At 66.7% G+C, this 22,881-nt stretch carries 19 protein-coding genes; 8 read left to right on the top strand and 11 right to left on the bottom strand.

Translation table 11 applies throughout. The annotated features are described in order from the left end of the window. Positions 1-68: 68 nt before the first annotated feature. Genes D458_RS34220 through D458_RS35130 form a run of 3 tightly spaced genes read left to right on the top strand, consistent with a single transcriptional unit; the run spans position 69 to position 2,945 of the window. On the top strand, positions 69-1,250 hold the full coding sequence (locus D458_RS34220; RefSeq protein WP_204366924.1) for an MFS transporter: 1,182 nt from the start codon (positions 69-71) through the stop codon (positions 1,248-1,250). A gap of 55 nt (positions 1,251-1,305) precedes the next feature. Next, on the top strand, positions 1,306-1,869 hold the full coding sequence (locus D458_RS34975) for an acyl-CoA dehydrogenase family protein (RefSeq protein ID WP_017589467.1): 564 nt from the start codon (positions 1,306-1,308) through the stop codon (positions 1,867-1,869). Then, positions 1,839-2,945: a thioesterase, FlK family gene (locus D458_RS35130; protein WP_017589466.1), complete on the top strand. Its 1,107-nt coding sequence runs from the start codon at positions 1,839-1,841 to the stop codon at positions 2,943-2,945. Before D458_RS34975 ends, D458_RS35130 begins: the two co-directional genes overlap by 31 nt. A 471-nt stretch (positions 2,946-3,416) precedes the next feature. Here the strand turns inward: D458_RS35130 and D458_RS34205 are convergent, their stop codons facing one another. Further along, positions 3,417-4,046 carry a hypothetical protein gene (locus D458_RS34205; RefSeq protein WP_239648061.1) on the bottom strand — a complete coding sequence of 210 codons (630 nt, stop codon included), beginning with the start codon at positions 4,044-4,046 and terminating at the stop codon, positions 3,417-3,419. Next, positions 4,043-4,231: a hypothetical protein gene (locus D458_RS35785; RefSeq protein ID WP_083936423.1), complete on the bottom strand. Its 189-nt coding sequence runs from the start codon at positions 4,229-4,231 to the stop codon at positions 4,043-4,045. Before D458_RS35785 ends, D458_RS34205 begins: the two co-directional genes overlap by 4 nt. A gap of 173 nt (positions 4,232-4,404) precedes the next feature. Here D458_RS35785 and D458_RS0125035 point away from each other — a divergent pair, with 173 nt between their 5' ends. Further along, positions 4,405-4,671 carry a GntR family transcriptional regulator gene (locus tag D458_RS0125035; RefSeq protein WP_017589464.1) on the top strand — a complete coding sequence of 89 codons (267 nt, stop codon included), beginning with the start codon at positions 4,405-4,407 and terminating at the stop codon, positions 4,669-4,671. Between the two features lie 142 nt (positions 4,672-4,813). Here D458_RS0125035 and D458_RS0125030 read toward each other — a convergent pair whose 3' ends face one another. After that, complete coding sequence (locus D458_RS0125030) at positions 4,814-5,674, bottom strand: ion transporter (protein ID WP_239648066.1); 861 nt, start codon at positions 5,672-5,674, stop codon at positions 4,814-4,816. Positions 5,675-6,403: 729 nt separating this feature from the next. Here D458_RS0125030 and D458_RS0125025 point away from each other — a divergent pair. Then, on the top strand, positions 6,404-6,955 hold the full coding sequence (locus D458_RS0125025; protein WP_017589462.1) for a thymidine kinase: 552 nt from the start codon (positions 6,404-6,406) through the stop codon (positions 6,953-6,955). A gap of 35 nt (positions 6,956-6,990) precedes the next feature. Here D458_RS0125025 and D458_RS36540 read toward each other — a convergent pair whose 3' ends face one another. Genes D458_RS36540 through D458_RS35780 form a run of 4 tightly spaced genes read right to left on the bottom strand, consistent with a single transcriptional unit; the run spans position 6,991 to position 12,001 of the window. Beyond that, complete coding sequence (locus tag D458_RS36540) at positions 6,991-7,776, bottom strand: hypothetical protein (protein WP_152521239.1); 786 nt, start codon at positions 7,774-7,776, stop codon at positions 6,991-6,993. A gap of 2 nt (positions 7,777-7,778) precedes the next feature. Continuing rightward, on the bottom strand, positions 7,779-8,951 hold the full coding sequence (locus tag D458_RS0125020; RefSeq protein ID WP_017589461.1) for a C40 family peptidase: 1,173 nt from the start codon (positions 8,949-8,951) through the stop codon (positions 7,779-7,781). 4 nt (positions 8,952-8,955) lie between these two features. Further along, positions 8,956-9,636, bottom strand: coding sequence for a hypothetical protein (locus D458_RS0125015; RefSeq protein WP_017589460.1), 681 nt, complete (start codon positions 9,634-9,636; stop codon positions 8,956-8,958). 25 nt (positions 9,637-9,661) lie between these two features. Then, positions 9,662-12,001: a type IV secretion system protein gene (locus tag D458_RS35780; protein WP_152521238.1), complete on the bottom strand. Its 2,340-nt coding sequence runs from the start codon at positions 11,999-12,001 to the stop codon at positions 9,662-9,664. Between the two features lie 1,043 nt (positions 12,002-13,044). Here D458_RS35780 and D458_RS0125005 point away from each other — a divergent pair. Next, the gene (locus tag D458_RS0125005; RefSeq protein ID WP_017589458.1) at positions 13,045-14,412 is read left to right on the top strand and encodes a hypothetical protein; all 1,368 of its coding nucleotides are present in this window, start codon (positions 13,045-13,047) and stop codon (positions 14,410-14,412) included. 33 nt (positions 14,413-14,445) lie between these two features. On the opposite strand, the gene D458_RS0125000 is transcribed toward D458_RS0125005, so the two are convergent. From D458_RS0125000 to D458_RS34965, 3 genes are all read right to left on the bottom strand, one after another. Further along, complete coding sequence (locus D458_RS0125000) at positions 14,446-16,134, bottom strand: pentapeptide repeat-containing protein (protein WP_017589457.1); 1,689 nt, start codon at positions 16,132-16,134, stop codon at positions 14,446-14,448. Between the two features lie 134 nt (positions 16,135-16,268). Further along, positions 16,269-17,990: a protein kinase domain-containing protein gene (locus tag D458_RS34970; RefSeq protein ID WP_051049782.1), complete on the bottom strand. Its 1,722-nt coding sequence runs from the start codon at positions 17,988-17,990 to the stop codon at positions 16,269-16,271. Positions 17,991-18,213: 223 nt separating this feature from the next. Then, entirely contained in the window at positions 18,214-19,887 is a 1,674-nt protein-coding gene (locus D458_RS34965; protein WP_051049781.1) for a serine/threonine-protein kinase, read from the bottom strand. A gap of 313 nt (positions 19,888-20,200) precedes the next feature. On the opposite strand from D458_RS34965, the gene D458_RS0124980 reads away from it, so the two are divergent. Both D458_RS0124980 and D458_RS0124975 read left to right on the top strand, forming a co-directional pair. After that, complete coding sequence (locus D458_RS0124980) at positions 20,201-20,722, top strand: VOC family protein (RefSeq protein ID WP_017589456.1); 522 nt, start codon at positions 20,201-20,203, stop codon at positions 20,720-20,722. Between the two features lie 63 nt (positions 20,723-20,785). After that, complete coding sequence (locus D458_RS0124975; protein ID WP_017589455.1) at positions 20,786-21,577, top strand: MerR family transcriptional regulator; 792 nt, start codon at positions 20,786-20,788, stop codon at positions 21,575-21,577. Between the two features lie 171 nt (positions 21,578-21,748). Here the strand turns inward: D458_RS0124975 and D458_RS0124970 are convergent, their stop codons facing one another. Next, positions 21,749-22,519, bottom strand: a complete 771-nt coding sequence (locus D458_RS0124970; RefSeq protein WP_152521237.1) for a PH domain-containing protein — start codon at positions 22,517-22,519, stop codon at positions 21,749-21,751. Positions 22,520-22,881: the final 362 nt, after the last annotated feature.

The raw sequence follows: 22,881 nt of genomic DNA, 5'->3' as shown, positions 1-22,881 counted from the left end.
TTAGCCTCTTGCTGGCGAATTAGCGCACCGCCGCGCCCGACCGGCCGCTTTCAGGAGTGTGGGTTATCGTGCGAAAACTATCCGTTTCCTCTGGCCGGAAGAGCCATTTCGCCTGGCTCGTGTACGCGATGTTCGTCGTGCTGCTCGGAAGCACCGTCCCCACACCGCTGTACGATCTGTACCGGACCCAATGGCAGGTGTCCGCCTTTGTCATAACGGTCGTTTTCGCCTGCTATGTCGCCGGAGTCCTCACAGCCCTCGTCCTCGCCGGCCACCTGTCGGACCACGTGGGGCGACGGCCCGTCTCCGTGGCGGGGGTGGGCTTCGCGCTCCTCGCCGCCGTCGTCTTCGCCACCGCCGACGGCGTTCCAGCACTCGGATCGGCCCGTTTCGTGAGTGGACTGGGAGTGGGCCTGTGCACCGGCGCCCTGACGGCCGCGCTGCGTGAGAACCAGTCACGGCCGGGGCGGGGAGCCCTGGCCGCGTCGGCGATCACCTCGGCGGGACTGGCCTTCGGCCCGCTGTTGGGCGGGCTGGCAGCTCAGTTCGCGCCGATGCCGCTGCACACGGTCTTCGTCGTGCACCTGTTCCTGCTGGCCCCGGCTTTCGCTGCCGTATGGCTCCTGCCCGAGAGCCGCCCCCCGCGCCACGGCACCCGGGTGCCGTGGCGCCCCAGAGTCGGGGTACCCGCCGGTGTCCGGCGCGCGTTCCTGCGGCCCGCCCTGGCCATCGGCTGCGCCTACGCGGTCAACGGCCTGTATTCGGCGTTGGTGCCCACCCTCGCGCGCGAGTACCTCGGATCGCCGGTCGTGGTCGCCGGACTGCTGGTCGTGATCATGCTCGGTGTCTCCGCGTTCGCCCAGGTCCTCTTGCGCTCCAGGCCGTCCCTCACCTCCCAGAGGGACGGCCTGGTCGTCCTCGCGCTCGGCCTCCTCATGCTGCTCCCCTCGCTCGGGTACGGCTCCACCCTCGGGTTCCTGGTCGCCGCCGCGGTCACGGGCCTGGGACAGGGCATGGCCTACAGGGGGAGCCTCGACCGAGTGTGCGAGATCGTGCCCTCGCACGAGCAGGCCAGGGCCGTGTCGGCCTACTACGTCGTGGGCTACACCGCCACCGCGGTTCCGGTCCTTGCGGTGGGCGCCCTCACTGACGCGTTGGGGCTCTTCGGTGCCTGCGTCTGCTTCGTCGCCGCCATCGGTGCCACGGCACTGGTGGGCGCGCTTCCGCCACGGCTTCGCGGCCGCCACTGACCCCACCCCCTCCCGCGCAACGAGGCGCGATCCCGGCGAAGAGCAAGGAGAATTCATGTCACTGCTCCACCGAGTCGAACAGATCCGGGCACCGTACCGCGACTTCTGCGAGAAACAGATCAGGGACATCGCGGAAGAAATCGAGAACTCCGATGTCCACAGAGGTGTGATCGCCCTGCTGGCCGCGACCGGATGGCACGGCCTGACCATCCCGAAACAGTACGGCGGCCTCGGCGCGAACCATCTCGCCAGAAGTGTCTCCATCGAGGAAACGAGTCGTCTGTCGGCCGCGGCCGGTGCTTCCCTGCAGTCCGCGCAGCTCGGAGTGGCCATGTTCGTCGGTTACGGAAGCGAGGAACAGAAATCCCGCTACCTTCCGGACCTCGCGTCCGGGAAAAGGATCGCCTCGATCTGCATCACCGAGCCCGAGTCCGGCTCACACATTCTCGGAATGAGATGCACCGCCCGGCGCGAGGGAGACTCCTACGTCCTCAACGGACGCAAGTGGTTCATCGCCAACTCGCATGTCGCCGACGTTCACGGTGTCGTCGCCAGGACCTCGGAGGGCACCGGCGCGGGGGCGCCCTCGTGGGACGTGAGGGCCAAGGGGTCGAGATAGCCCACCGGTCGATCACGGAGGCGGGCAAACCCAACCTCACCGCGGTCGCCCTGGGCATCCATCAAGCGGTGCTGGAGACCGTGGTCGACTACGCCAACACCCGACGGATGTACGACAGACCACTGGCGGCGGTGGAGAGCGTGCGCGCACGGATCGCCGACATCTATTCGACGTTGCAGATCTCCCGAATGATGGCGTACCAGGCCGCGGACCTCCTGGACAACGGGTTCCCAGCCGACGAGTGGCTCCTCACCGCCAAGCTCACGGCCACGGAGAACGCGGTGGCAGCCGCGCAACAAGGCACCAGCATCCTCGGAGCGAGAGGTGGCGTTCGCTCCTACGGGATGGACAGACACCTGCGGGACGCACTCGTGACACTGACTCCCGCGGGAACCTCCGACGTCCAGAAGAAGAGGATCGCCGACTTCGCGCTCGGCAGGGCCGCCCCCTTCTCCCCTCGACCGGAGCCCTCTCTCCCACCGTTGGCGGACGAGGTGCTCCAAGTGGCCCTTCGGTCCTGGGACCACGATCCCCACGAGCGGATGGAGCGCACGATGCTGAACGGTCTACGGCCAGGTGACGAGCACAGCATGAGATATCGGGTCCCGTTGGAGAAGACCGTCCCCTTCCTCTACCCGGAGTCATCGGAGTTCGCCAGGGTGCCACCTGTCCTGGCGACCGGTTTCATGGTCGGCCTGATGGAGTGGGCCTGCCTGGACGCCCTCCGTCCGCACCTGGAGCCGGGAACGGGGAGCCTGGGCACGCGCGTGTCCGTGACACATACCTCGGCCACACTGCCCGGCATGACCGTCGACGTGGCTGTGACCTGTCTCCGGGTGGAGGGGAACAAGATCCTCTGGCACGTGGTGGCCCACGACGACGCCGACCGTATCGGGGAAGGGGAACACGAACGTACCGCCGTCCCTCTGGCGAAGTTCCGGGACCGGCTCGACGACAAGGCGCGGGTGTGCGCCGTACCCGGACTCGGCAGTGTCGAGGCACAGGTGGCGGCTGCGGGGATCACCACCGCGGCAACGCGCGAGGGACGTGGTGACGGGAGTTCCCTCCCAGGTTGAGCGCCGCACCGTGCCCGGGCCTCCTTCCCGGGTGAACGGCGCGGTCGTACGTGCGCGGGCCCCGTGCGGCACATGCCGTACGGGGCCCAGAAGACGGGCTGGTCACCCAGTGGATCTCCATGCCCTCCCCGACGGGGTCCTTCAGGACGGCGGTGAAGGCCTCCGCCTCCTCCTGGGGAACCCTCGCTCTGGGCAAGCGACGACACTGTCCTCGCTCGAGCAGTGGGCCGGGCCCTCACCAGGCACGATCACAGCAAGCCCCGAGCTTCCTTGGAGACCTTACGAGTCTTGCCGTGCGGTGGGGAGGCGGGGCGGGACAGGGAAGAGGCCGGAAGCACGAAGAACCGGGTGGGCGGCCTGGGTCCGGCCGACCACCCGGTGCCCGGGTTCGCGGGGTTGGAGGTTCGGGCTTCGAAGGGTCCGCACTGCACGGATTCGGGGTCGGCCGGAGTCGCCGGCCCCGAAGAGCGGCTACTCCTGCCGCGGGGGCGCGGGAAGCCAGGGTTCGGGCAGCGGAGCCCGTTCGGTGAGGGCCCGGTCCAGGCGTTCCCACGCCCGCGCCGCCTCCCGCAGCGCCCGCCACGCGACCACCACTCCCCCGACCTCACGCAGCGCCTCGCTCACCCCGTCGTAGCACTGGGTGGCGTACTCGTAGGCGATGCCGCGACGCGGGGGCGGCGGAGCCGGGCGCAGGGCCGCCCGCCAGGAGCTCGGCAGGGGTTCGCCGGACCTGATCCGGCGGTCGAGCTCGGAGAACAGCCGGTCCGCCCGCGCGAGGGTACGGGCCGCGTGCGCCGACCGCCCCGGGTGGTCGAGGATCCGCCAGATCTCCGAAACCAGCTCGTCGGTGCGGCTCGCGGTCTCCTTGGCGGAGACAGCTCCCACCACGGGTCGCGGCGGGGTGTGGCTCTGCGGGACGCGGGGGTCGGGCGAGTCGGACGAGTTGAGCGTTGTGGCCAGGTTGGGCGAGTTGAACAGGTTGGGCGAGTTGGACGGGTTGCGCGGATCGGAGCCGAAGGGCTGCAGGTTGGAAGAGGCCAGGGCACGGGAGCGGGCGTCGGGTTCGGGGGGACGCGGGGTGGAGAAGCCGTGGGCGCTCATGCGCAGCACCCCCTGACGGCATCGGGGAGGTTGTTCGCGTACCGGCGCACCCGACGGGAGCGGCGGCGGAGCTCGGAGACGAGCCCCCGGGTGTAGCCGTAGGGAGAGGTGTGGAGGCCTCGCGTCGGGCGTGCGAGCCGTACGGGTACGGCGAGCACGGCAAGGAAGAGCAGTAGGATCTGCATCGTCGTCCTGTCATCGTCAGGTCGGCCATGGCCCCGGGGCGTGTGTCCGCACGTCGCCGGGGTCCCGTTCGTTACGGGTCCTTTACTGTACCCCACTGTTCTTGGGTGTTACATGGATAACCGCGCACTTCCCCAAACGACACTCCTGAACCTGACTCCTCCAGGCTCGATACATGGACTTGCCTAGTGGATACACAGCGGACAGCGAGATCGACAACGAGGGCATGGACCCCGTGTGGCTGCAGCTCGCCGCGATCATCGTCGCGCGCATCGATGCCGGGCGATATCCGGCAGGAAGAGCCATCCCGTCCCTGAACCAGTTGGTCCAGGAGTTTGGGGTGGCGCGCGGAACCATCGTTAAGGCCACGAACTATCTGGGCGAGATCGGGCGCGTTCGCGCGGTTCACGGGCGCGGGGTATTTGTCCTGCCACAGGATTGACGCTTTTGCCCCGCTTCGGGGTGTGCGCGAACTCAGTCGGTCAAAAAAAGTGGACCGGATTCCCGAAAACCCGGTCCGACGCCATCCGCGCGTACCCCATAATCATTCGTGAGGGCAGGAACAAGGCCCGCCGGCGGTTCTTCTACTCACCCCGGCGGGTCCTCGTTCCACCCGACCCGCCCTCACCGGTTTCCGAGTTCTCGTAGGCCTCACTACCTACGACGGAGACTTCAGCGGCGGCATCCTCCACGCTCTGGATGCTGCCGCTTTTCTCTTGCCCGAGTCGGCTCTCCAATCGGCGCACCTGCTCGCTGAGCTCCGCCAGCTGGTCCATGACCGCGCGGTGCTGAACCGCCTCGATCTTCTGGTCCTCCTCCCAGCGGCCCTCACTGAACTCCTGCTCCATCGACGTGACGATCACACCGATGACCAGGTTCAGGATGATGAACGCCGTCAGCACGATGTACAGCACGAAGAAGAGCCAGCCGTAAGGGTGGTGCTCCAGCACCGCGTCCGACACGTCCGGCCAGTTCTCCGTGGTCATGAGCAGGAACATCGTGTACAGCGTCGTTCCGAGGTCGCCGAAGAACTCCGGGACGTCCTCCCCGAACAGCTGCTGGGCGAGGATCGCGGACGCGTAGACGACGATCAGCAGGAGTCCGATCACCGTGCCCATGCCGGGCACCGCCTTGAAGAGCGCGCCGATGATCTGACGCATCTGCGGGACCGCGGTGATCACGCGCAGGATCCGGAGCACCCGGAGGATCCGCAGCACCGCAAAGGGGCCGGCCGCCGGAACCAACGAGATCACGACCACCACGAAGTCGAACCAGTTCCAGGCGTCCTTCCAGAAGCCGCCGCGCCAGGCGTACAGCTTCAGGAACATCTCGATGACGAACAGGCCGACCACGAACCGCTCAGCGGCAACGAGATACGGAAGTACAGAACCCCCGTAAGTCGCCCATCCCAAAATGACGGCATTGACCAGAATCACGGCAAGCATGGTGTTGGAGAACCAACGGCTCTCTACGAATTGGGTGACCTGATCCCGCCGCAACGTCACTTTCCCCCTCACGCCTGCACCTTGAATGAGGACAAGGCGCGCCCAAATATATCGAAACACTTTCGGACACCCCGAAGCGCGTCATACCCGGCACCGTTCCCGGCAGCAGAGCCATCGGCGTGAAGGCGGTACGGCGCCGGGCCGCCCCCGCACGAACACCGTGCCGCCGGGGTGTCCCACCGCCGGCCGAACCCTCACCGGGCCCCGGCCGTCCGCCCGTACCCCTTCCGCTCGGACACTTCCCCGTCCCAGCTGGCGACACGGGCTTCCTCCTCCGAAGGCCGACACCACCCCAGAAGGTACGCCTTCGCTCTGCCTCAGGAGTCACGAACGGATCACCGGGTGCGGGCGGTGACGCGTGCGACTTCCCACACGGCTTACGCAGGTCACAGCGCTCCCCGTTTCGGCCCGTCCCCATGTGGACGCGCCCATCCCCGGAACCAGCCCAAAACGAGCCCCGGGTCAGCGGCGTTCGGTAGCTGACAGCGGAATCGGGGGCGCGCGGCAACTCCGAAGACTGTGCCCGCCTCCCCGCCCCCGCTGGTATCTTCGCTGCTGGCCTCGGCAGCCTTTCGGCAGTGCGCCGGGCGCTGTCCTCCCGGACTGACCCCCGCGATCGAGGACGGCAGATGACGGCAATTGACGGCAGATGATGACCGGGGAACAGTCATGGCGGAGCTGAAGTACTTCACCGGTTCGATGAACTCGGGTAAGAGCACGATGGCTCTGCAGGAGCATCACTCACGCGGTGGCGAGGGCATCCTGTACACGAAGCAGGACCGGGCCGGTTCCGGGATCATCTCCTCGCGGCTGGGACTGACGTCCCCCGCGGTGGAGGTCGGCGACACCCTGGATCTCTACGACGACATCGCCGACCGCAAGGCCCCGTACGTCATCGTCGACGAAGCCCAGTTCCTGTCGTTCAAACAGGTCGGCCAACTGGCGGGCGTCGTGGACGGCATGGGGATCGACGTGTACTGCTACGGCATCCTGACCGACTTCCAGGGCGTGCTGTTCCCCGGGTCGAAGAGGTTGGTCGAGCTGGCGGACAAGATAGAGATCCTGCCGGTCTACGCGCGGTGCTGGTGCGGCAACCGAGCCACGCACAACGCTCGCGTGGTGGACGGGGTCATGATCTACGTGGGCGAGCAGGTCCACATCGGCGGCAACGAGTCGTACACGACCCTGTGCCGCCACCACTTCATGGCCGGCGTGGCCTAGAGTTCCACGGTCGGAACAGCTCTCAGGCTGAGCCTCTACTCAGGAATCCAGTAATCGAACCCCTGCTTGAGGAAGTTCGTGACCTTCCTGCCTTCCTGCAGAAATGTATTTTCCGCTACTTGCCCGACACTCTGCTCAGCCTTGTCTTCAAAGCGGATACTGTAGACGGCACTGCGCGTCTGAACAAGAGCCACGTAGACAGACCGGCCAGATGCATCAGTCCCATAGACTGAATATGAAGAATCACCCCAAGGCGACTCCTTCTCAGACGCAACATTCTCTACCGTAGAAGGAAGGTCATCCCTCAATTCATCAAACCTGGATGCGGCAAGTTCATCTCGATCCTTGCCTGCCTCAGCATCGATGATTGCCTCATACGAGAATTCAAAATCCCATGGGGTCGAATTACCGTGCGGCTTAAACTCCCACAAGCAATCATCGCTTACAAGGCGCGAAACCCCATCAATGTCGATCTGACTGGAGTCCGTGGTGTCCACATGTGAATCACCGGAATCTTGGCGATCGACCGTGATAGTCGATAGCTTGCCAAGGTTGTCTGTGCAGACATCCATCTCTCCCACGTCAAGGTCAGCCCTAGGGGCACCAATTCCTGCACCCGGCTGGTTAATAGGGGTCTCTGATGTCGTTATTCCCGAAGAGACTGTCCCAATAAACAAACTCAGTACGCCAACCACAACACCGAACGTACCGAAGGCAGCGAGCGTCCCGCATCCAAAAACTGCGAGTGCAGCCTTCCACCCGTGCAGGCCCTTCTTCGCTGGTTCCTTGCGCTTCGAGTCTGCTTCCTTCGTGTCCGCCACGGTTAAGCCTGCGCCTCCAGCTGAGCCTTCACTTCGGGATGCTCAAGCGGACGGGTGAACCCCACGATGTCCGCACGATTGGGGTCATCGTACTCGCGCACCGCGATCGGTCCACAGTTGGTGCACCAGGCCTCGACCATCAGGCCATCGCCAATAACCATTGCCATATGCCCGGGACCGGGTGGCTCTCCAGCCCGGGTCACATCAAAGAAGACCAGGTCACCCGGCTGCTCCTCGCCCATCGGAATCTCCGGACCGAAGTTCCACTGGTCCTGGGAAACACGAGGCACCGTCACCCCGATGCTCTCGTAGGCCTTCATCGTCAGCCCGGAACAGTCATAGCCGTCCGGCCCCGTTCCACCCCAGATATACGGCTTCCCCCGCTGGTCAAGAGCCCAGTCCACCACTGCCTGAGTCAGCTCGTCCGGGGCTCGACCGATCGGGACCCCTTCCTCGTCCAGCTCACAGAGCACAGCCGTTCGGATGGAGTCCGAGGTGTTGAAGTCACCCTCGGCGTATCGCTCAGCCCACTCCATCACGTCATCGACGTACCACCAGGCGTGGTTGTAACCGTAGATCGCCCGTCTGATGTCATCCTCCAGGCCGTGCGCCAGGAGGTAGTCAGCAGCAGCCGGGATCGCATCAGCGGGGTCATAGACGTTGACGACCCCATCGCCGTTGCCGTCCAACCCGTAACCTTGCTCCGGCCGCTCCTCCACCGGCTGGATCGGCTCACCGCCCCAGCTGTTCCCAGCAGCCGAACCATCCAGCGAACCGAACTGCATGGGACCGGAGGCACCCCAGTCGTTGTGGCCCTCGGTGATTCCCGGTCCCTCCCAACGGCCGTGGTGGGACTCCACCTGGCCGATACCCGCCAGGATGTTCCACGGCACCCCTCGGTCCTCCCCCGCCTCCTGGTACAGCTCCAGGTAGTTCTCCGGGATGGTGTCCATGGCGTACGTGCTGCTACTCGGCTGCTCGGCATCGGCATTCGGTGCACAGACCACCCCGGAAGCCAACCAGGAGCCCACTTGGGTGTTACTGGTGAGCGCTGGGATGACCATCAAGGTCAGGAAGACCAGACCGGCCACACCAATGGCGGCCAGCACGGCGACCCTGGTCAGACAGGAGCCGCTTCGCTCATCGGGGGCGGGGGTACGCAGAGCGGAGATCAAGCGGTCACTCCTCCCCGAACTGGCCGGCGTCAGCAGGTTGGAAGTCGAAGACCGCCCAAGAGCCACTGTCGCGAATCACGGTGACGGCGAAGTCTCCGAGGTCCTCGTCGAATTCGGCCTCCCCGGTCTCGGTAATGGACTGGGCGGTGACCACAAAGGTGATCGAGTCGCTGCCGAAGGTGCGGATCTCCTGGATCTCCGCACGTCCTTCAGCGACTGCCTCTGCCTCACTCATCTCTTCCCAGAAGGCCCCGACCCGGGTCGCGTCGGAGAGCACCCGGGCGTACTCGTCGGTTGCCAGAGCCTCCATGGAGGCGTAATAGGTCTCGGGCTCCTGGGAGTAGTCGATGGTTCCGTAGGCCTCGGCAAAAGCCTGAGCTGTGGCACCCGCCGCCTGGAACTCAGCCTCGCTGAACGGGAACCAGTTAAGGACGTCCAGGTCCTCAGTCTCAGTGGTCGGAATAGGGCTGGGCGGCACGGTGGCCAGACCACCCGGGTTGGAGGGTGGCTCGGCCTCTTCCTCAGACGTAAGCGGTTCACGAGGCGACCCGGCCGATTCCTCAGCCTGGTCGCCGCCGAACCCACCGAACCCGCCGAGGCTGAAGTAGATCCCGAATGCGGCCAGGGCAGCGATCAGGACGATGACGACCAGACGCTGAGTGCGTTCGGGGAGAGGGTTGGGCATGGTGTGTGGGGTGCCTTGTCTTCGGTCAGTCGTCGTTCAGCCAGAAGGGGACATCGCGCTTGCGGTCGCGGGTACTGGGGGACCCGCTTTCGCCCCAGAAGGGGGTGATGGGGGCATTGTCCTTGCGCTTCCCAGAGCCGGTCAGCCAACCGCCCTCGCCATCGCCACGCCGCCCGCGATCAGCAGGCGCGGGACGAGCCGCGCGCTGCGGAGCGGGGCGCTCGCGCTTCTCCCTCGGACCACCCCAGCGCGAACCGCGGCCGCCCAGACTCCCCTGAGCCGGGGTGTCCTCGCGGCCGTTGAAGATGCCACGTCCACTGCTGGGCTCGGGGCGTTCAGAACTGGCCGCGCGGGAGTTGCTCGCCCCACCTCCGAACAAGCCACCACTCGAACCAGAGCCGGAACCACCGCTGTCGTTTCGGTTCGAGTTGTTGCCACCGCCACCGGTACCGAAGACAGCCGCCCAGCCACTGTCACCCGTGCCGGTGTAACCGCCAGTGGGACGGGGTGGAATCGCCCCACCGCTGTTTCCGCCAACGGCACTGCTGCTACTGCCAAGGTTCGGAGCTTGATCACCGCTACGAGCACCTGAGGATGGACGAGCAGCCCCAGGACCACCGGTCCGGTTGACGTTGAGCGGCGGGGCGTTGTCGTTTCCACGAACCCGGCCATAACCCGCGGTCCCTCGAACACGAGCTCCATCTGCGCGAGTGCTCCCGCCTTCCGCAACTTCTTCGGTGCCCTCGGTGACACCAGTGGGGACGCCCCCGCCAGCAGGAATTCCTGCAGCCGTACCCGCGATCGCAGCACCCCTACGGCGCCCCCAGTTCTGCGCCTTCATGTAAGCGACCGGAGGAAGCACAGCCGCGCTCTTGTCCAGTGCCTGACTCCGCGCAGCATCGCTGACCACCCGGGAGGTGAAGGTTTGCGCGTTGACCGAAGCGAAGAGGTAGGTGAGGGTCTTCCGGTAGATGAAAATCGCCAAGGTGAACAGGGCGAGCAGAATCATCTGAAGGCCCCATCCAAGTGGTGTTGACATGACCAAGCCGTAGCTCATGACGAGCAAGGAGATCATCAACACCACAAAGATCTGCTTGAGCAGAAATCCAACCATCATCTCAACCCAGCGCAGCAGGACTATGCGCCCGTAACCGGGATGAATACCAATCAACAGGAAGATTGGAGCAAGCATAAAGAGCAGGATGAACGCGATCTTCAGTACGATCAGAGCCACCGAACCGGCGAGAATCAGCCCACCAGCAAAGATTGATGCAAAGAGCGCTAGAGTCGCAACCCCAAGGCGGCTTCCCTGATCATCACCCGCGAAAATTGGGTACACACTAGGGAATGATGACTGGACGTTTGAAGCGATCTCCTCGTAGGACTCCTGCTTTTCCGCAAGAAGAGCTTCAGCTTCTAGGTCACCATCAGTCAGCTGCTGTTGTTCGATTCGACTGATTCCTTGAGCTGCCAAGAGATCAACCGCGTGTTCCTGTTCAGCGATCTCGGCAATGTCACCGTTTCCAAACTGACCAGAAACCCATGGCTGACACACAAGGCTTGCCCACATCATGTCAGCATTACGGCGAACCTGGAAATCTGCCTCAGATTCCCATGAAGCACGCTCTGGAGGCTCAGCTCCAGCCGGACATGAAACCGCTCCAGCACCATACGGCACTTGCCCGACTGCACTAGTGACAAGCTGAGTCCCAGAGTTGACGAGCGTGCTCCCCATGCCCATCACCTGAGCAGGGTTCACAAGAATCCACATACCGAGCGCAGTGGCAGCAACCATCCAAACTGCCGACTCGAGAGTAAGAGTCATTCTCTTACGAATGAGGCCGTACCAGCCGAGCCAGATCGCACCCAGGATAACCATCGTCGGGATCAGTGGCCGCCAAACCCCTTCCCTCAGCGCCACAATGACGTTCTCAACTGTTTCAGTAAAGCTAGCCAGGAGACCATCAGAAGTGGCTGCCTGATAAACAGTTATGGTCGACTGATTGATGGTTTTTGAAAGATCCCAGGCAGAGTTTGAGATGGTTGCCTGTGCGCTCAAAGACATCTTGTCAACGCAGGACTCAGTGATCATGTGCCACTGCTGCCCGGCTGTTCCGTACTGGCCGTACATGCTGGCGTCCGGAGGCATCCCATCAGGCGACCCCTCAATGGAGGACTGCGACTGCGGGGGAACCAGAAGCCCATCCGAGCCGCTGCCGGCGGACTCGGGAAGCGGCGCCGGGTTGCCCGGACACATCGGGTTCGCCTGGGCTGAGCTCAGGGGGATCAGGATGAGGCCGCACAACATCAGGAACGTCATCAGGATGCGTCGCCAACCCCGCCGGTGGACGTGCTGATGCCTCATCTGCTGAGCTCCTGCGTCGTGGGTCGTGCGGGGAAATCGATGGCAGACACCGAGGCCTCCGACCGCGCACACACGCCATCGCACCATCCAACGCGCGACCGTACGCGACCACAAGGCCCCCGCATGTCTTTACCCCATCTTCTATGGTGCGTCATCACCGGGTTGGGAGATGGCTGCAACGCGACCGGTTTTCCGGTTGTCGGCCTGGATCTGACCGGAAGCAGGGGATCAAATGGGTCCATCCTTCTCGTTTGTGCAGGTAGCAGGCTTGAACGGGCGGCCGAAACACCCAAAAACCACAAGGCCACAATTTGCTGTCCACATGAGGACTATGAGGGGCGTCACAGAACTTTTCGCAACCAAAAGTGGACATACAGCAATCAAGTGGACTGACACCCGGTACCAACTTCAGCTTCCGTGGAACCCCCAGCCCCTATTGCCGTAGGACCGAAACAACTCCGCCCCTCCCTCCACGGGTCTCCGCCCCCGTCCCTGGCACCTGGCGGCCTCCCTGCCGTCTCCTGTCCGTGGTTGCCGATCAGTAGTCTGCGACGAGCCTGCTGCCGCCCGTCCGGGGAACCCGACAGCAGGGTTCGATCCGGTTCCAGGCAGAACGTGTGCGGCTCTCGTGGCGTCTCAGGCTCCAAGAGCACGACATCCACCGCTCTGGTTCGGCCTCCTCCGCCTCATCGGCATCGCAGGGACCCCACACTCCGGCAGCCACTGGCCCACCGGCTCAGGTACCCGCCGGGTTCGATCCCGACCTCCTATCGATCCTGCCTCCCTCCGCACTCTGGCCGCCTGCCCTCCGAACCTTCTCGACCGCCGCTGTTCGTTCCTGACGTCCACCTCCCGGAGACGACTTGTCCACCTCCCAGCACCCCGATCCCGATCCCAGTGCCCGCGGCGGCCACGGCGGGCCCGGCGCCGAGAACGCCGAAGGTGTCCCTGGAACGGTCAGCTCCCCCGGTCTTCGCTCCGGCCCTGGCCCCCTCGTCGCCCTCAGGGCCCTTCGGTCCCGGATGGCCGCCAGACCCCCTGGGGTGCCCGCCTTCGCGACACTCGGGCTTCTGGCACTCCTGCTGCACTTCCTCGCCTTCGTTGTCGCGATCATCCCCGCGGTCGTCGTCGCCTTCCTGGTCACCGGGCCGAGCGGTTCCAGATCGGCCTTTCCGGACCTGCTGTCACTGGCCACGGTCTTCGGAGGGCTGGCGGTCCTGGCGGTGCTGGTCTCCCTGCCGCTCCGGTTCACCAACTGGCCCCGCCCGGTGGGGACCTCCCTGCTGATGTGCGTCGCGTTGATCCCCGCGCCGATCCAGCCCGTGCTCCTGTCCCTGTGGTTCAGCGGAGAACGCGGGGAGGCTCTGGGGGTCGAGATCGGTCCGGCCCCGCTGAACGTCTTCGCCACCGGGGCGGCATCCGCGGGATACCTGCATCTGGCCGTGGTGGTCCTGACGCTGTTCGTGGTCCAGCTGTGGACCGGAGCCCGGGGACGGGCGCGGGACCGGTCAAGGGCCCTGGCACGCGGCTCCTCCGACGCCCGCGCGGACGCCCTCCACAGGCGGGAACAGGCCCCTGGCGCGGACACGTCGGATCCGGGCGGACGACGGCCGTCCCGGACGGGGCTCGTACTGGCGAGCGCGGCACTGGCGGCCGCCCTGCCCCTGACCACCGCGTACACCCTGGAGCGCATGCGGGACGACACCGCGCAGCAGATCCGGGGCGACGCGGCTTCGATCGGGGAGTACCCGTACCCGCTCGCCGTCCTCGACGCCCCCGGCTGGCGGCCCTGGCATCTGAGCTTCCACCACGAACACAGCTCCTTCACCGCCACGTACATCAACGACGACGGTGTGCAGCTCCTCCTGATCACGAAGCCGGAGTACGACCTCGAGTACGAGTGCTCCGAGGTCTCACCGGACGCGGGCGCCACGGACGCGGGTACGGAAGGGACTGGTGGTCTCGCGAGCAAAGGGGACGGAACGGTGTGTGCGCAGGAGAGGGTCGAGGTGTCCGGGTTGAACGGGGACGCCTCCGCCTTCGAGGCGTTCGAGGCCCGGGCGGTCGTGTACGACGTGCCGGAGGAATCCATGTCGGAGTACGCCCCCGCCCCCGTTCGGGTGGACCTGGGCGGAGCGGGCTCGGAGGGGTACGCGGAGGTCGCGGCGGCCACGGCGGACGAGGACGCAGGCGCTCCGGCGCCGGACTCCCCGGAAGAGGAGGGCGATACGGGCCCGGTGGCACTGCTGCAATCCGCCTACGATCCCGACGAGAGCTTCCTCCAGGGCAGGACCAGGTTCGGCATCCCCGCCTCCACCATGCGGGAGGCTGCCGAGCACGTTCGCCTGCTGGACCCCGGCGACAGCGCGGCGGCACAGGAACTGGCCGCCTCCGCCTACCTGGCGAAGTGAGTCGGGCAGGGCCGCTGTCGGACGCGGAGGGGGTCAGTGACCAGCCATCCCGGCGGACGCGCTCGGGCCGCCTTGGTGGCCGCTCCCGTTTGTCGCCTGTCGCCATTGTCGGGGCAGCCTCAGCACCACCCCTGGTTCTGCGCGTTCGGCCCTTTCCAGCAGGTACCTGGGGCACACGCCTGAGCTCCCGTCGAAGTCCACCTCCCCACCGGAGAAGCCGACCATGTAGAAGTCCACCATCCCGCCGGAGATCTGTACTTGGCGGAAACCCATCCAGCCGCCGGAGAACTTCGCATTGCCGAAATCCACCCTCCCTCCGGAGATCTCAGCTTTGAAGAAGCTCACCTCCCCGCCGGTGAACTTGGCCATGAAGAAGGACAGCGCCCCACCGGAGAAGTCGGCCATGTAGAAGGAGACCTCGCCGTCGGAGAACTCGGCCGTGCCGAGGTTCACCCTCCCGCCGGAGAACCTCGCTCCGCTGAAGTACACGGCCCCGCCGGCGAACCTCGCATGACCGAAGTCCATCCTCCCGCCGGCGAACTCGGCGTCCTCGAACGTCACCCTCCCGCCGGAGAACCCGGCGCGATCGAAGTCCACGCTCCCGTCGGAGAACTCGGCCCTGTTGAAGACCACGCGCCCGGCTGAGAACTCAGCCCCGTGGAAGGCCACCTCCCCGCCGGAGAACCCAGCCCTGTAGAAGGTCACCTCCCCTCCGGAGAACCTCGCTCCGCTGAAGTCCACCCTTCCCCCGGAGAACACGGCCTCCTGGAAGGACACCGTCCCCTCGGCGAACGCGGCCCCGCGAAAGGACACCGTCCCGCCGTCGAAGACGGCCCCGGACAGGTCTCCGCCGTCGAAGACGGTGCCGGTGAAGTCGTAGTCCTTGCCGCGCCAGCGGGTGTGCCGGCGCAGGTGGTTGCCGATGATGCGGATGATGGTGTGGCGCACCTCCCGGGAGGACGCGAACTCCAGCTCGCGCTCGCGGTGTCCCTCCCGCTGCGCCTCGTCGGCGTCCTCCGGGAGTGCCCCGGGTGCGGGGGTGTAGGGCATGCGCAGGTAGGCGCACAGCACGTGGATGACCATCTGCACCTCCTCCTCCGAGGGGGCGTCATCGGCCAGGTGCGCCAGGGCATGGACGGCGCCCAGGCGCACGGCGCCGTGCTCGCTGCCCAGTTCGGAGTAGGCCGTGGTGAACCGCTCGTTGAACAGCTTGGTGACCTCGCGTTCGGACGCCCGTTCGGCACGAACGTTGGCTGCTTCCGCCCGCACGGCGTCGGCTTCGGTGGTGCGTTGGCGCCGGTAGTGGATCACCAGCAGCGCCACACCGCCGAGCCCGGCCACCACGGCGAAGGCCCGGGTGGCGATCGCGTCCAGAGCACGCGGGGAGAGTTCGTCGGGCAGGTCCAGGCCGGGCGTCCCCAGGATGAACCAGACCAGGAACGCCATCAGTGCCACGGCCCCGATGGCCACCGCCCAGGCGAGGCTGATCAGCAACCACAACCGGGCTTCATTCGGGCGGCCGGGTTCGGTGTGGGTCCGGAGGAGCACCACCACCAGGAGCGCGGCCAGTCCCGCTCCCGTGAGGATGCGCCGCATCGGCAGGTCCTCGGGGAGCAGGCCCCACAGGAGGGTCAGCAGGGGCCAGGAGGTCAAGGTGAGCGCGAACAGCACCACGGCGGTGAGGGCGATGCCGGTCCACTGGCGGGGGGTCGGTGAACGCATGAGCGCTACGGTAGACCGCCCTGAGCCGGCAGAGGCACGGGGTGCCGCTTCCGGTCAGTAGACCCGCACCACAACCTCGTGCCCGGTCGGCCGCAGGAAGCGCGGAGGGCGAGACGCACTCGTTCGACGCGGCTTCAACCCGCCGAGTCGGCCCCAGCCTCCCGGGCGCGGCGACGCCACTGCTCGGCCTCATCCACCTCACCCCGCTCACTCAGCAGAGCTCCGAGGCCCTTCATCGCATCGATGTCCCCGGCCTCAGCCGCACGGCGCAGCCACTGCTCGCCCTCACCCGTCTCGCCCCGCTCGAACAACATGGCCCCGAGGTGCATCATGGCTTCGGCGTCCCCGGTCTCGGCAGCACGGCGGTACCACTGCTCGGCGTTGCCCTCCTCACCCCTCCTGAACGTCAGTCCGGCGAGGGTTTTCATGGCGTCGGCGTTCCCGACCTCGGCAGCACGGCGCAACCACTGCTCCCCCTCACCCACCTCACCCTGATCAAGGAACATGTACCCGAGGTTGGCTATGGCTCCGGCGTTGCCGCTCCCGGCAGCACGGCGCAACCACCGCTCAGCCTCAGCCACCTCACCCTTCCGATACAGCAGCCCTCCGAGCATGCTCATGGCATCGGAGTCCTCGGCCTCAGCCCCACGGCGCAACCAGTACTCGGTCTCGGTCTCCTCCCCCCGCTTGGACAGGAGGTAGGCAAGGATTTTCATGGCGTTGATGCGCCCGGTCTCCGCCGCACGGCGCAGCCACCGCTCAGCCTCACCCAGCTCGCCCCGCCTGAACAGGATTCCAGCGAGGCTGTCCATGGAGTCGGCGTGCCCGGCCTCGCCGGCACGGCGCAGCCACTGTTCGCCCTCATCCAGCTCACCCCGACTGTGCAGCAATGCCCCGAGGTGCCCCATGGCGTCGGTGTCTCCGGCCTCCACAGCGCGGCGCAACCACCGCTCAGCTTCGCTCAGCTCACCCCGCCCCACCATCAGGTCCGCGAGGCCGAGCATGGCGTTGACGTCCCCGGGAGGATTGGGGATTCGGGGCTCCTCTTCGTCCCCCTGCGTCGGCGCTGTGGCCCGGCCGGTGAGAAGCATGTCCCAGACCTGAGGGGCGGTAGGGCGCTGAACCGGGTCCTTGGCGGTGCACGCCAGCACAATGCTCAGCAACGGGTCGGCCAGATCGCCGGTCTCGGGCGACAGCTTCAGGATCTGTTCGACGAGCTTGTCCGGGGAAGGGCCGGGGAACGCAGGTGCACCGGTCGCGGCGTAGATCATGACCGCACCCCAGGCGAAGAGGTCGACGGCCGACCCCAGGGCCTTGCCCGCGATCTGTTCGGGCGCCATGTAACTCAGGGTTCCGCTTCGGCTGGTCGATACGCTGTCGACGTCAAACGCCCTGGCGATACCGAAGTCGATCACCCGCGCCCCGTCCGGGCCCAACATGATGTTCGCGGGCTTGAAGTCGCGGTGCACCACCCCGGCCGCGTGGATCGCGCTCAACGCGGTGATGGTCTGTACCGCGAGGCGCTGCAGATCCCCGCCGGAGAACGGGCCGCGTTGACGCACCGCTTCGGCCAGGGTGGGGCCCTCGACATGCTCGGTGGCGATCCATGGCCGGTCCGCCTCAGCGTCCGCGTCCAAGATCTCCGCCAGACAGAAACCCTGGACCCGGCGCGCGTTGGCCAACTCCAGGGAGAAGTACCGGCGGACCTTGGCATCCGCCGCCAGGTGCGGGTGGAGCAGCTTGACCGCCGCACGCCCACCCTCGCGGGTCTCCGCCAGGTGGACCGTGCCGAACCCGCCCACCCCGATCACCTCACCCAACCTGAACCCGCCCACCCACTGCCCCGACTCTGTCATCGCACTCCTATCCGCTTGTCGTTCTCTACTGCGCGACACGCTACAACCGCCCCAGCGCCCCGCACAGAGAGTTCTCAGAGCCGCACACACGCAAGGTGCCGCCCCCTCTACCGACGAGACGGCTCGCGCTCCACGGGGACCGCCGCGGAGCTGCGGTCATCTTCGACACGGCTCTTCCGCGGGGCCTTCAGCAAGAACCCTCTGCGCTGTCGGCCGCCCGTGGTCAGCCCTCGCTGGCGAGGTCGTAGAGCGCGATGCCCTGCTCCAGGAGGAACGCCTGGAACGCCTCGTCCCCCGCATCGACGTCCGACCCCATGGCCGACGCCCTCACCACCCCGGCCGTGCCGTCCTGGTACCAGATCATCTCCGGCATCGTGTTGTCGACGATCCCTGCCATGTCCCAGGGCCTGGCGGTCGATTCACTGTTCGGGACGAGCGCTGCGTCGGGGGCGTAGTCGCAGCCGGTGAAAGGGCAGAGAAGCCAGCTGTCCTCGGGAGTGGGGCTCACGGACATCGAGATGGTCGCGGAGCCGAGCCCGGCGCTGCTTCTGGCGGAAGCCCTGCAGGCCCCGTCGTCTTCCTCCTGGACCTCGTTGATCTCCCACTCCGAACCGAGTGCGGCCACGAAGCCATCGGCATCGAAGATCTCGCAGAGCTCCTCCCCCGTCGGGACGGAGAGTGCCGACCCCGACTGCTCGGACTCTCCGGACTGTTCGGAGTCGTCCCCCTCGCCCCCGTCAGCCCAAGAGCCCCCCGAGAAGGAAGGGTCGTCGTTCTCCCCGCTCGGTGAATCCTCACCGGAGGAAAGGGCGAAGCCGATCGGCACGGCCAACAGCAGGGCCGCCACGGCCACACCGGCGATGAGCACGGGCTTGCTGATGCGGCGCGGTGGCGGGACGGGGCCACCGGACCGGGGCGGAACGGGGCCGCCGGCGTTGGGCGGTAAGCCCTGGTCCGAGAGGACGTGGGTCGGGCCCTCGTCGACGAGGGTCGGCTGCTGCGGGACCGTGCTGGCGAAGGCGTTCACCTCGGCGTACTGGCGGTCGATGAAGGCCGCCACGGACGCGGGGACCGAACCCGGCGCGGTCTCGGGTCCGGCCAGCAGTCCGGTGAGCTCCTCCACCGTGGGGCGGTCCTCCGGTTCCTTGGCCAGGCACCGGCCGACGGTGTCTCGCAGGGCGCCCGGGAGCGCGTCGAGATCGGCCTGCTCGTACACGACCTTGAAGAGGACCTGCGGGATGGAGGGGCCGTCGAAGGGGGCGCGGCCGGTGGCGGCGACGGCCAGGAGACAGCCGAGGCTGAAGACGTCGGAGCGCTCGGTGAGCGGGTTGGACCGGGCCTGTTCGGGCGACATGTAGCCGGGCGAACCGACGACGCCGCCGGTCTGGGTGAGCGCGACGCTGGTGGAGTAGTCGATGGCGCGAGAGATACCGAAGTCCAGGAGCTTGGCCCCGGTGGAGGTCAGGATGACGTTGGAGGGTTTGAGGTCCCGGTGCACGAGCCCCGCGCCGTGGATCGCCGACAGCGCCGCCGCGAGGTCGGCGCCGAGGCGGCGGACCAGGGGTTCGGGAAGCGGCCCGTTCTCCTCGATGTGCTGGATCAGGGTGGGCCCGGGGATGAACTCGGAGGCCAGCCACGGCTGCTCGGCTTCGGTGTCGGCGTCGATGAGGCGGACGGTGTGCGGACTCTCGACCCGGCTGGCGGTCTCCACCTCCAGGGCGAAGCGCCGCCGGAACCCGTCGTACCGCGCCAGGTGCGGCAGGACCCGTTTGACCGCCAGGAGCTGTCGGCCCTGTCCGGCCGCGAGGTAGACGTGCCCCATGCCGCCCTCACCGAGCGACGCGAGGAGTCGGTACTGCCCGAGTCGACCGGGGTCGTTGTCGGTGAGTGCGAACACGGTTCACTCCTGGTGTCCTCGACACTGAAAAGGAAAATGCCCCGTAGATACGATAAGTACCGGTTGTCACAAACGGGCATCGGTTCGATGCTAGAGGTTATCGGCCTTCGGCATCGGCCTTTAGGGACGATGTGCTCTGTCGTTCCGCCACCTCGGAAAATGTGAATACTGAGCCTTTTCCAACCTCATTCGCGATACCGGCCCGGTGCACCTTTCGCACCCCTCACATGGGCCTCCGGCGCCTCACGGGCACCTCTGGTGCGGCTCTCGCCCGGCTTGACCCTCACGCGGCGTGAGGCTTCACGATGGCCGCATGAGCGAAAACAACACGAACGGGCACTTTCCCGCGTTCAGCATCAGCCCCGTCCCGCAGCCCGGGCCCGACACCGCTCCCCCGGAGCTCTTCCGCGGCATCTACGGCATGCCCATGTTCCTGACCGTCCCGACCGACGACCTGGAGGCGTCCAAGGAGTTCTGGACCGACGGACTCGGCTTCTTCGACATCTACTCCATGCCCGGGCAGATCGTCCACCTGCGGCGCTGGGCGTTCCAGGACGTCCTGCTCGTGCCGGGCGAACGCCCCGCCGAGGCGCCCGCGGTGAGCGTCAGCTTCTCCTGCGTGCTCAACCAGATCGACGGCATCGTGGCGGCGTGCGAGAAGGCGCTGCCCGGCTCCACGAGCGGCCCGCACACGATGCCGTGGAACACGGTGGACGTTCAGGTCACCACCCCGGAGAACACCCGGGTGACCATGACGGCGGCCCGCCCGTACGATCCCGAGAGCGCGGAGGCCCAGTTCATGCGGGAGTCGGGGATCGAGGGCCCCGAGGCGTAAGGACCCGGGCCGCGCTCCGGCCGTGGAACCGCGGACCGGCGCACCCGTGGATAACGTGAACCGATGAACTACGGCGCGATGACCGTCGGGGCGGTGGCCTCCCTCGTGGGGGTCACCGTCCGGACGCTGCATCACTGGGACGAGATCGGGCTCGCCGTGCCGAGCGGCCGCACCGCCGCCGGCTACCGGCTCTACACGGCCCCGGACATCGCCCGCATCCACCGCGTACTCGTCTACCGCGAGCTCGGCGTCTCGCTCGAGGAGACCGCGCGGCTCCTGGACGCGGACGCCGACGAGGCGGCCGAGTCACTGCTCCACCAGCGCGACCGGCTGCGCGAGCGCATCCGCAGGCTGGAGCGGATGGCGGACTCCCTGGACCGGATGGTCGAGGCCCGGCAGGAGGGCGTCCTGCTGTCGGCGGAGGAACAGGTCGAGATCTTCGGCGAGAACTGGCAGCCCTCCTGGGCGGCGGGGGCCCGCGAACGCTGGGGCGACACCGCCCAGTGGGCCCAGTTCGCCGAACGCGCGGCGGAGCGGACCGCCGAGGACTGGCAGCGGATCGCGGAGTCGGTCGAGGCCCTCAACGCGGACCTGTCCGAGGCGCTGCGGGCCGGGGTCGAGCCCGGGAGCGAACGGGCCGACGTGCTGGCCGAACGGCACCGGGCCTCGATGGGCGCCTACTTCGACTGCACGCACTCCATGCAGGTGATCATCGGGCGCATGAACGTGGACGACCCGGCGTTCAGGGCCAACTACGACAGCATCGAACCAGGTCTGGCGGTGTGGCTGCGCGACGCCATCGACGCCAACGCGCGGGCGCACGGCGTCGACCCGGAGACCGCCGTCTGGGAGTGAGATCCACCGCCCGGAGAAGGAGGGCGTCGGCACCCACGGCGAAGCGGCCACCCGCGCCCGCACCCGGGAGGTGGAGCTGTCGCTCACCGGTGGCCGCTCCGGGTATCCGGCCTCCCGGTGTCAGGGAAGTCAGTGGCTGGGGGCGGTGGCAGGCTCGGGGAGAGGGGTGCCTCAGATGGAGTAAGTTCCCGGCTCGATGAATTCCACCGAAGCGTTCGACCAGCCCCCATCCATGACCGGGCAGACGAACTCCTGGCTCACCAGCCCCTCCAGGAGATCGAGCAGGGGCATGTCGACCCACCGCGCATGGTCCTCAGCGCTGAGCAGCAACCGCCACCTCGTGCCACCCTCCACCGGCACGAAGAAGTAGTAGCACCCGCCGATGCTCTCCCCCCAAGGCACCATTCCTGGGGTCTCCGGGTAGGCGAAAAAGGGGAAAGGTTCTTCCTTCCAGAACCCGCCGGGGTCGTTCTCGTCGATGAACGAGACCATGCCCCGGCTGTCGATCGCGGGAGAGAAGCCTTCCGAGTAAAAAGCCGATCGATCCGCCAGTTCCTGGCGTGACATACCCGGGTGGGGAAGGCGCACGATGACACGTTCGATCCTGGGGTCGTACCCCGGGTCTGGATACTCGTCGACATCAGCCTCGATGAAGAACTCAGGCGCCCGGCCGGCCATCCACACCACATCCGGCGGAAAGGACAGCCCGGTCTCCCGCTCGAATCTCCACCAGTCCTCCGCCGAGTGGACGGCGGCACGCGACCCGATGGCTTCCCTGATCATCTTCATCCCCGTAGGTCGCCCGACACACAGCTCACCCAGATCTACCACCCGGTACGCGGTCAACGGTTCGCGCCCTCCGGCGTTCCCGAACCGGCGCGCCCCGGAGCGAGGGACCTCCTCCCTCAGCCGTGGCCATGGGGACATTTCGAGCTTGAGCACCACGAGCAACTTTCGGTCACCGGCGGACCGCGTTCAAAGGCTCTCTGGAGAAATTCGGGATACGGCCGGTCACGGTTGCCGCCCATGGGATCACGGCTTTCCGGACTCTGGTCACAAAAGGATTTCCCACCCCCGCCCACCTGCGCTTTCACCGAAAACAAGAAGGGATCGCGCGTGGTGCCGAAGCGCCGAAACGCAGAGTGTCGACTGTGACCGCTATCGGTCACCTTCCGTTGGCTCCGGTGTCGGGTCTTCTGGGCAGGCTTACAGTTGCAGTTCTGTTGAAACCGGTTCACCAGGTCCACCAAGGCGGTCCCCCCTCTTGCCGTCGCCCAGAACGGCGGACGGACCTCTCCCGAAGC

The organism is Nocardiopsis ganjiahuensis DSM 45031 (assembly GCF_000341085.1).
Taxonomy (GTDB): Bacteria; Actinomycetota; Actinomycetes; order Streptosporangiales; family Streptosporangiaceae; genus Nocardiopsis; species Nocardiopsis ganjiahuensis.
Note: the sequence above shows the minus strand (reverse complement) of the source record. Positions and strands in the feature narration are given on the sequence as shown.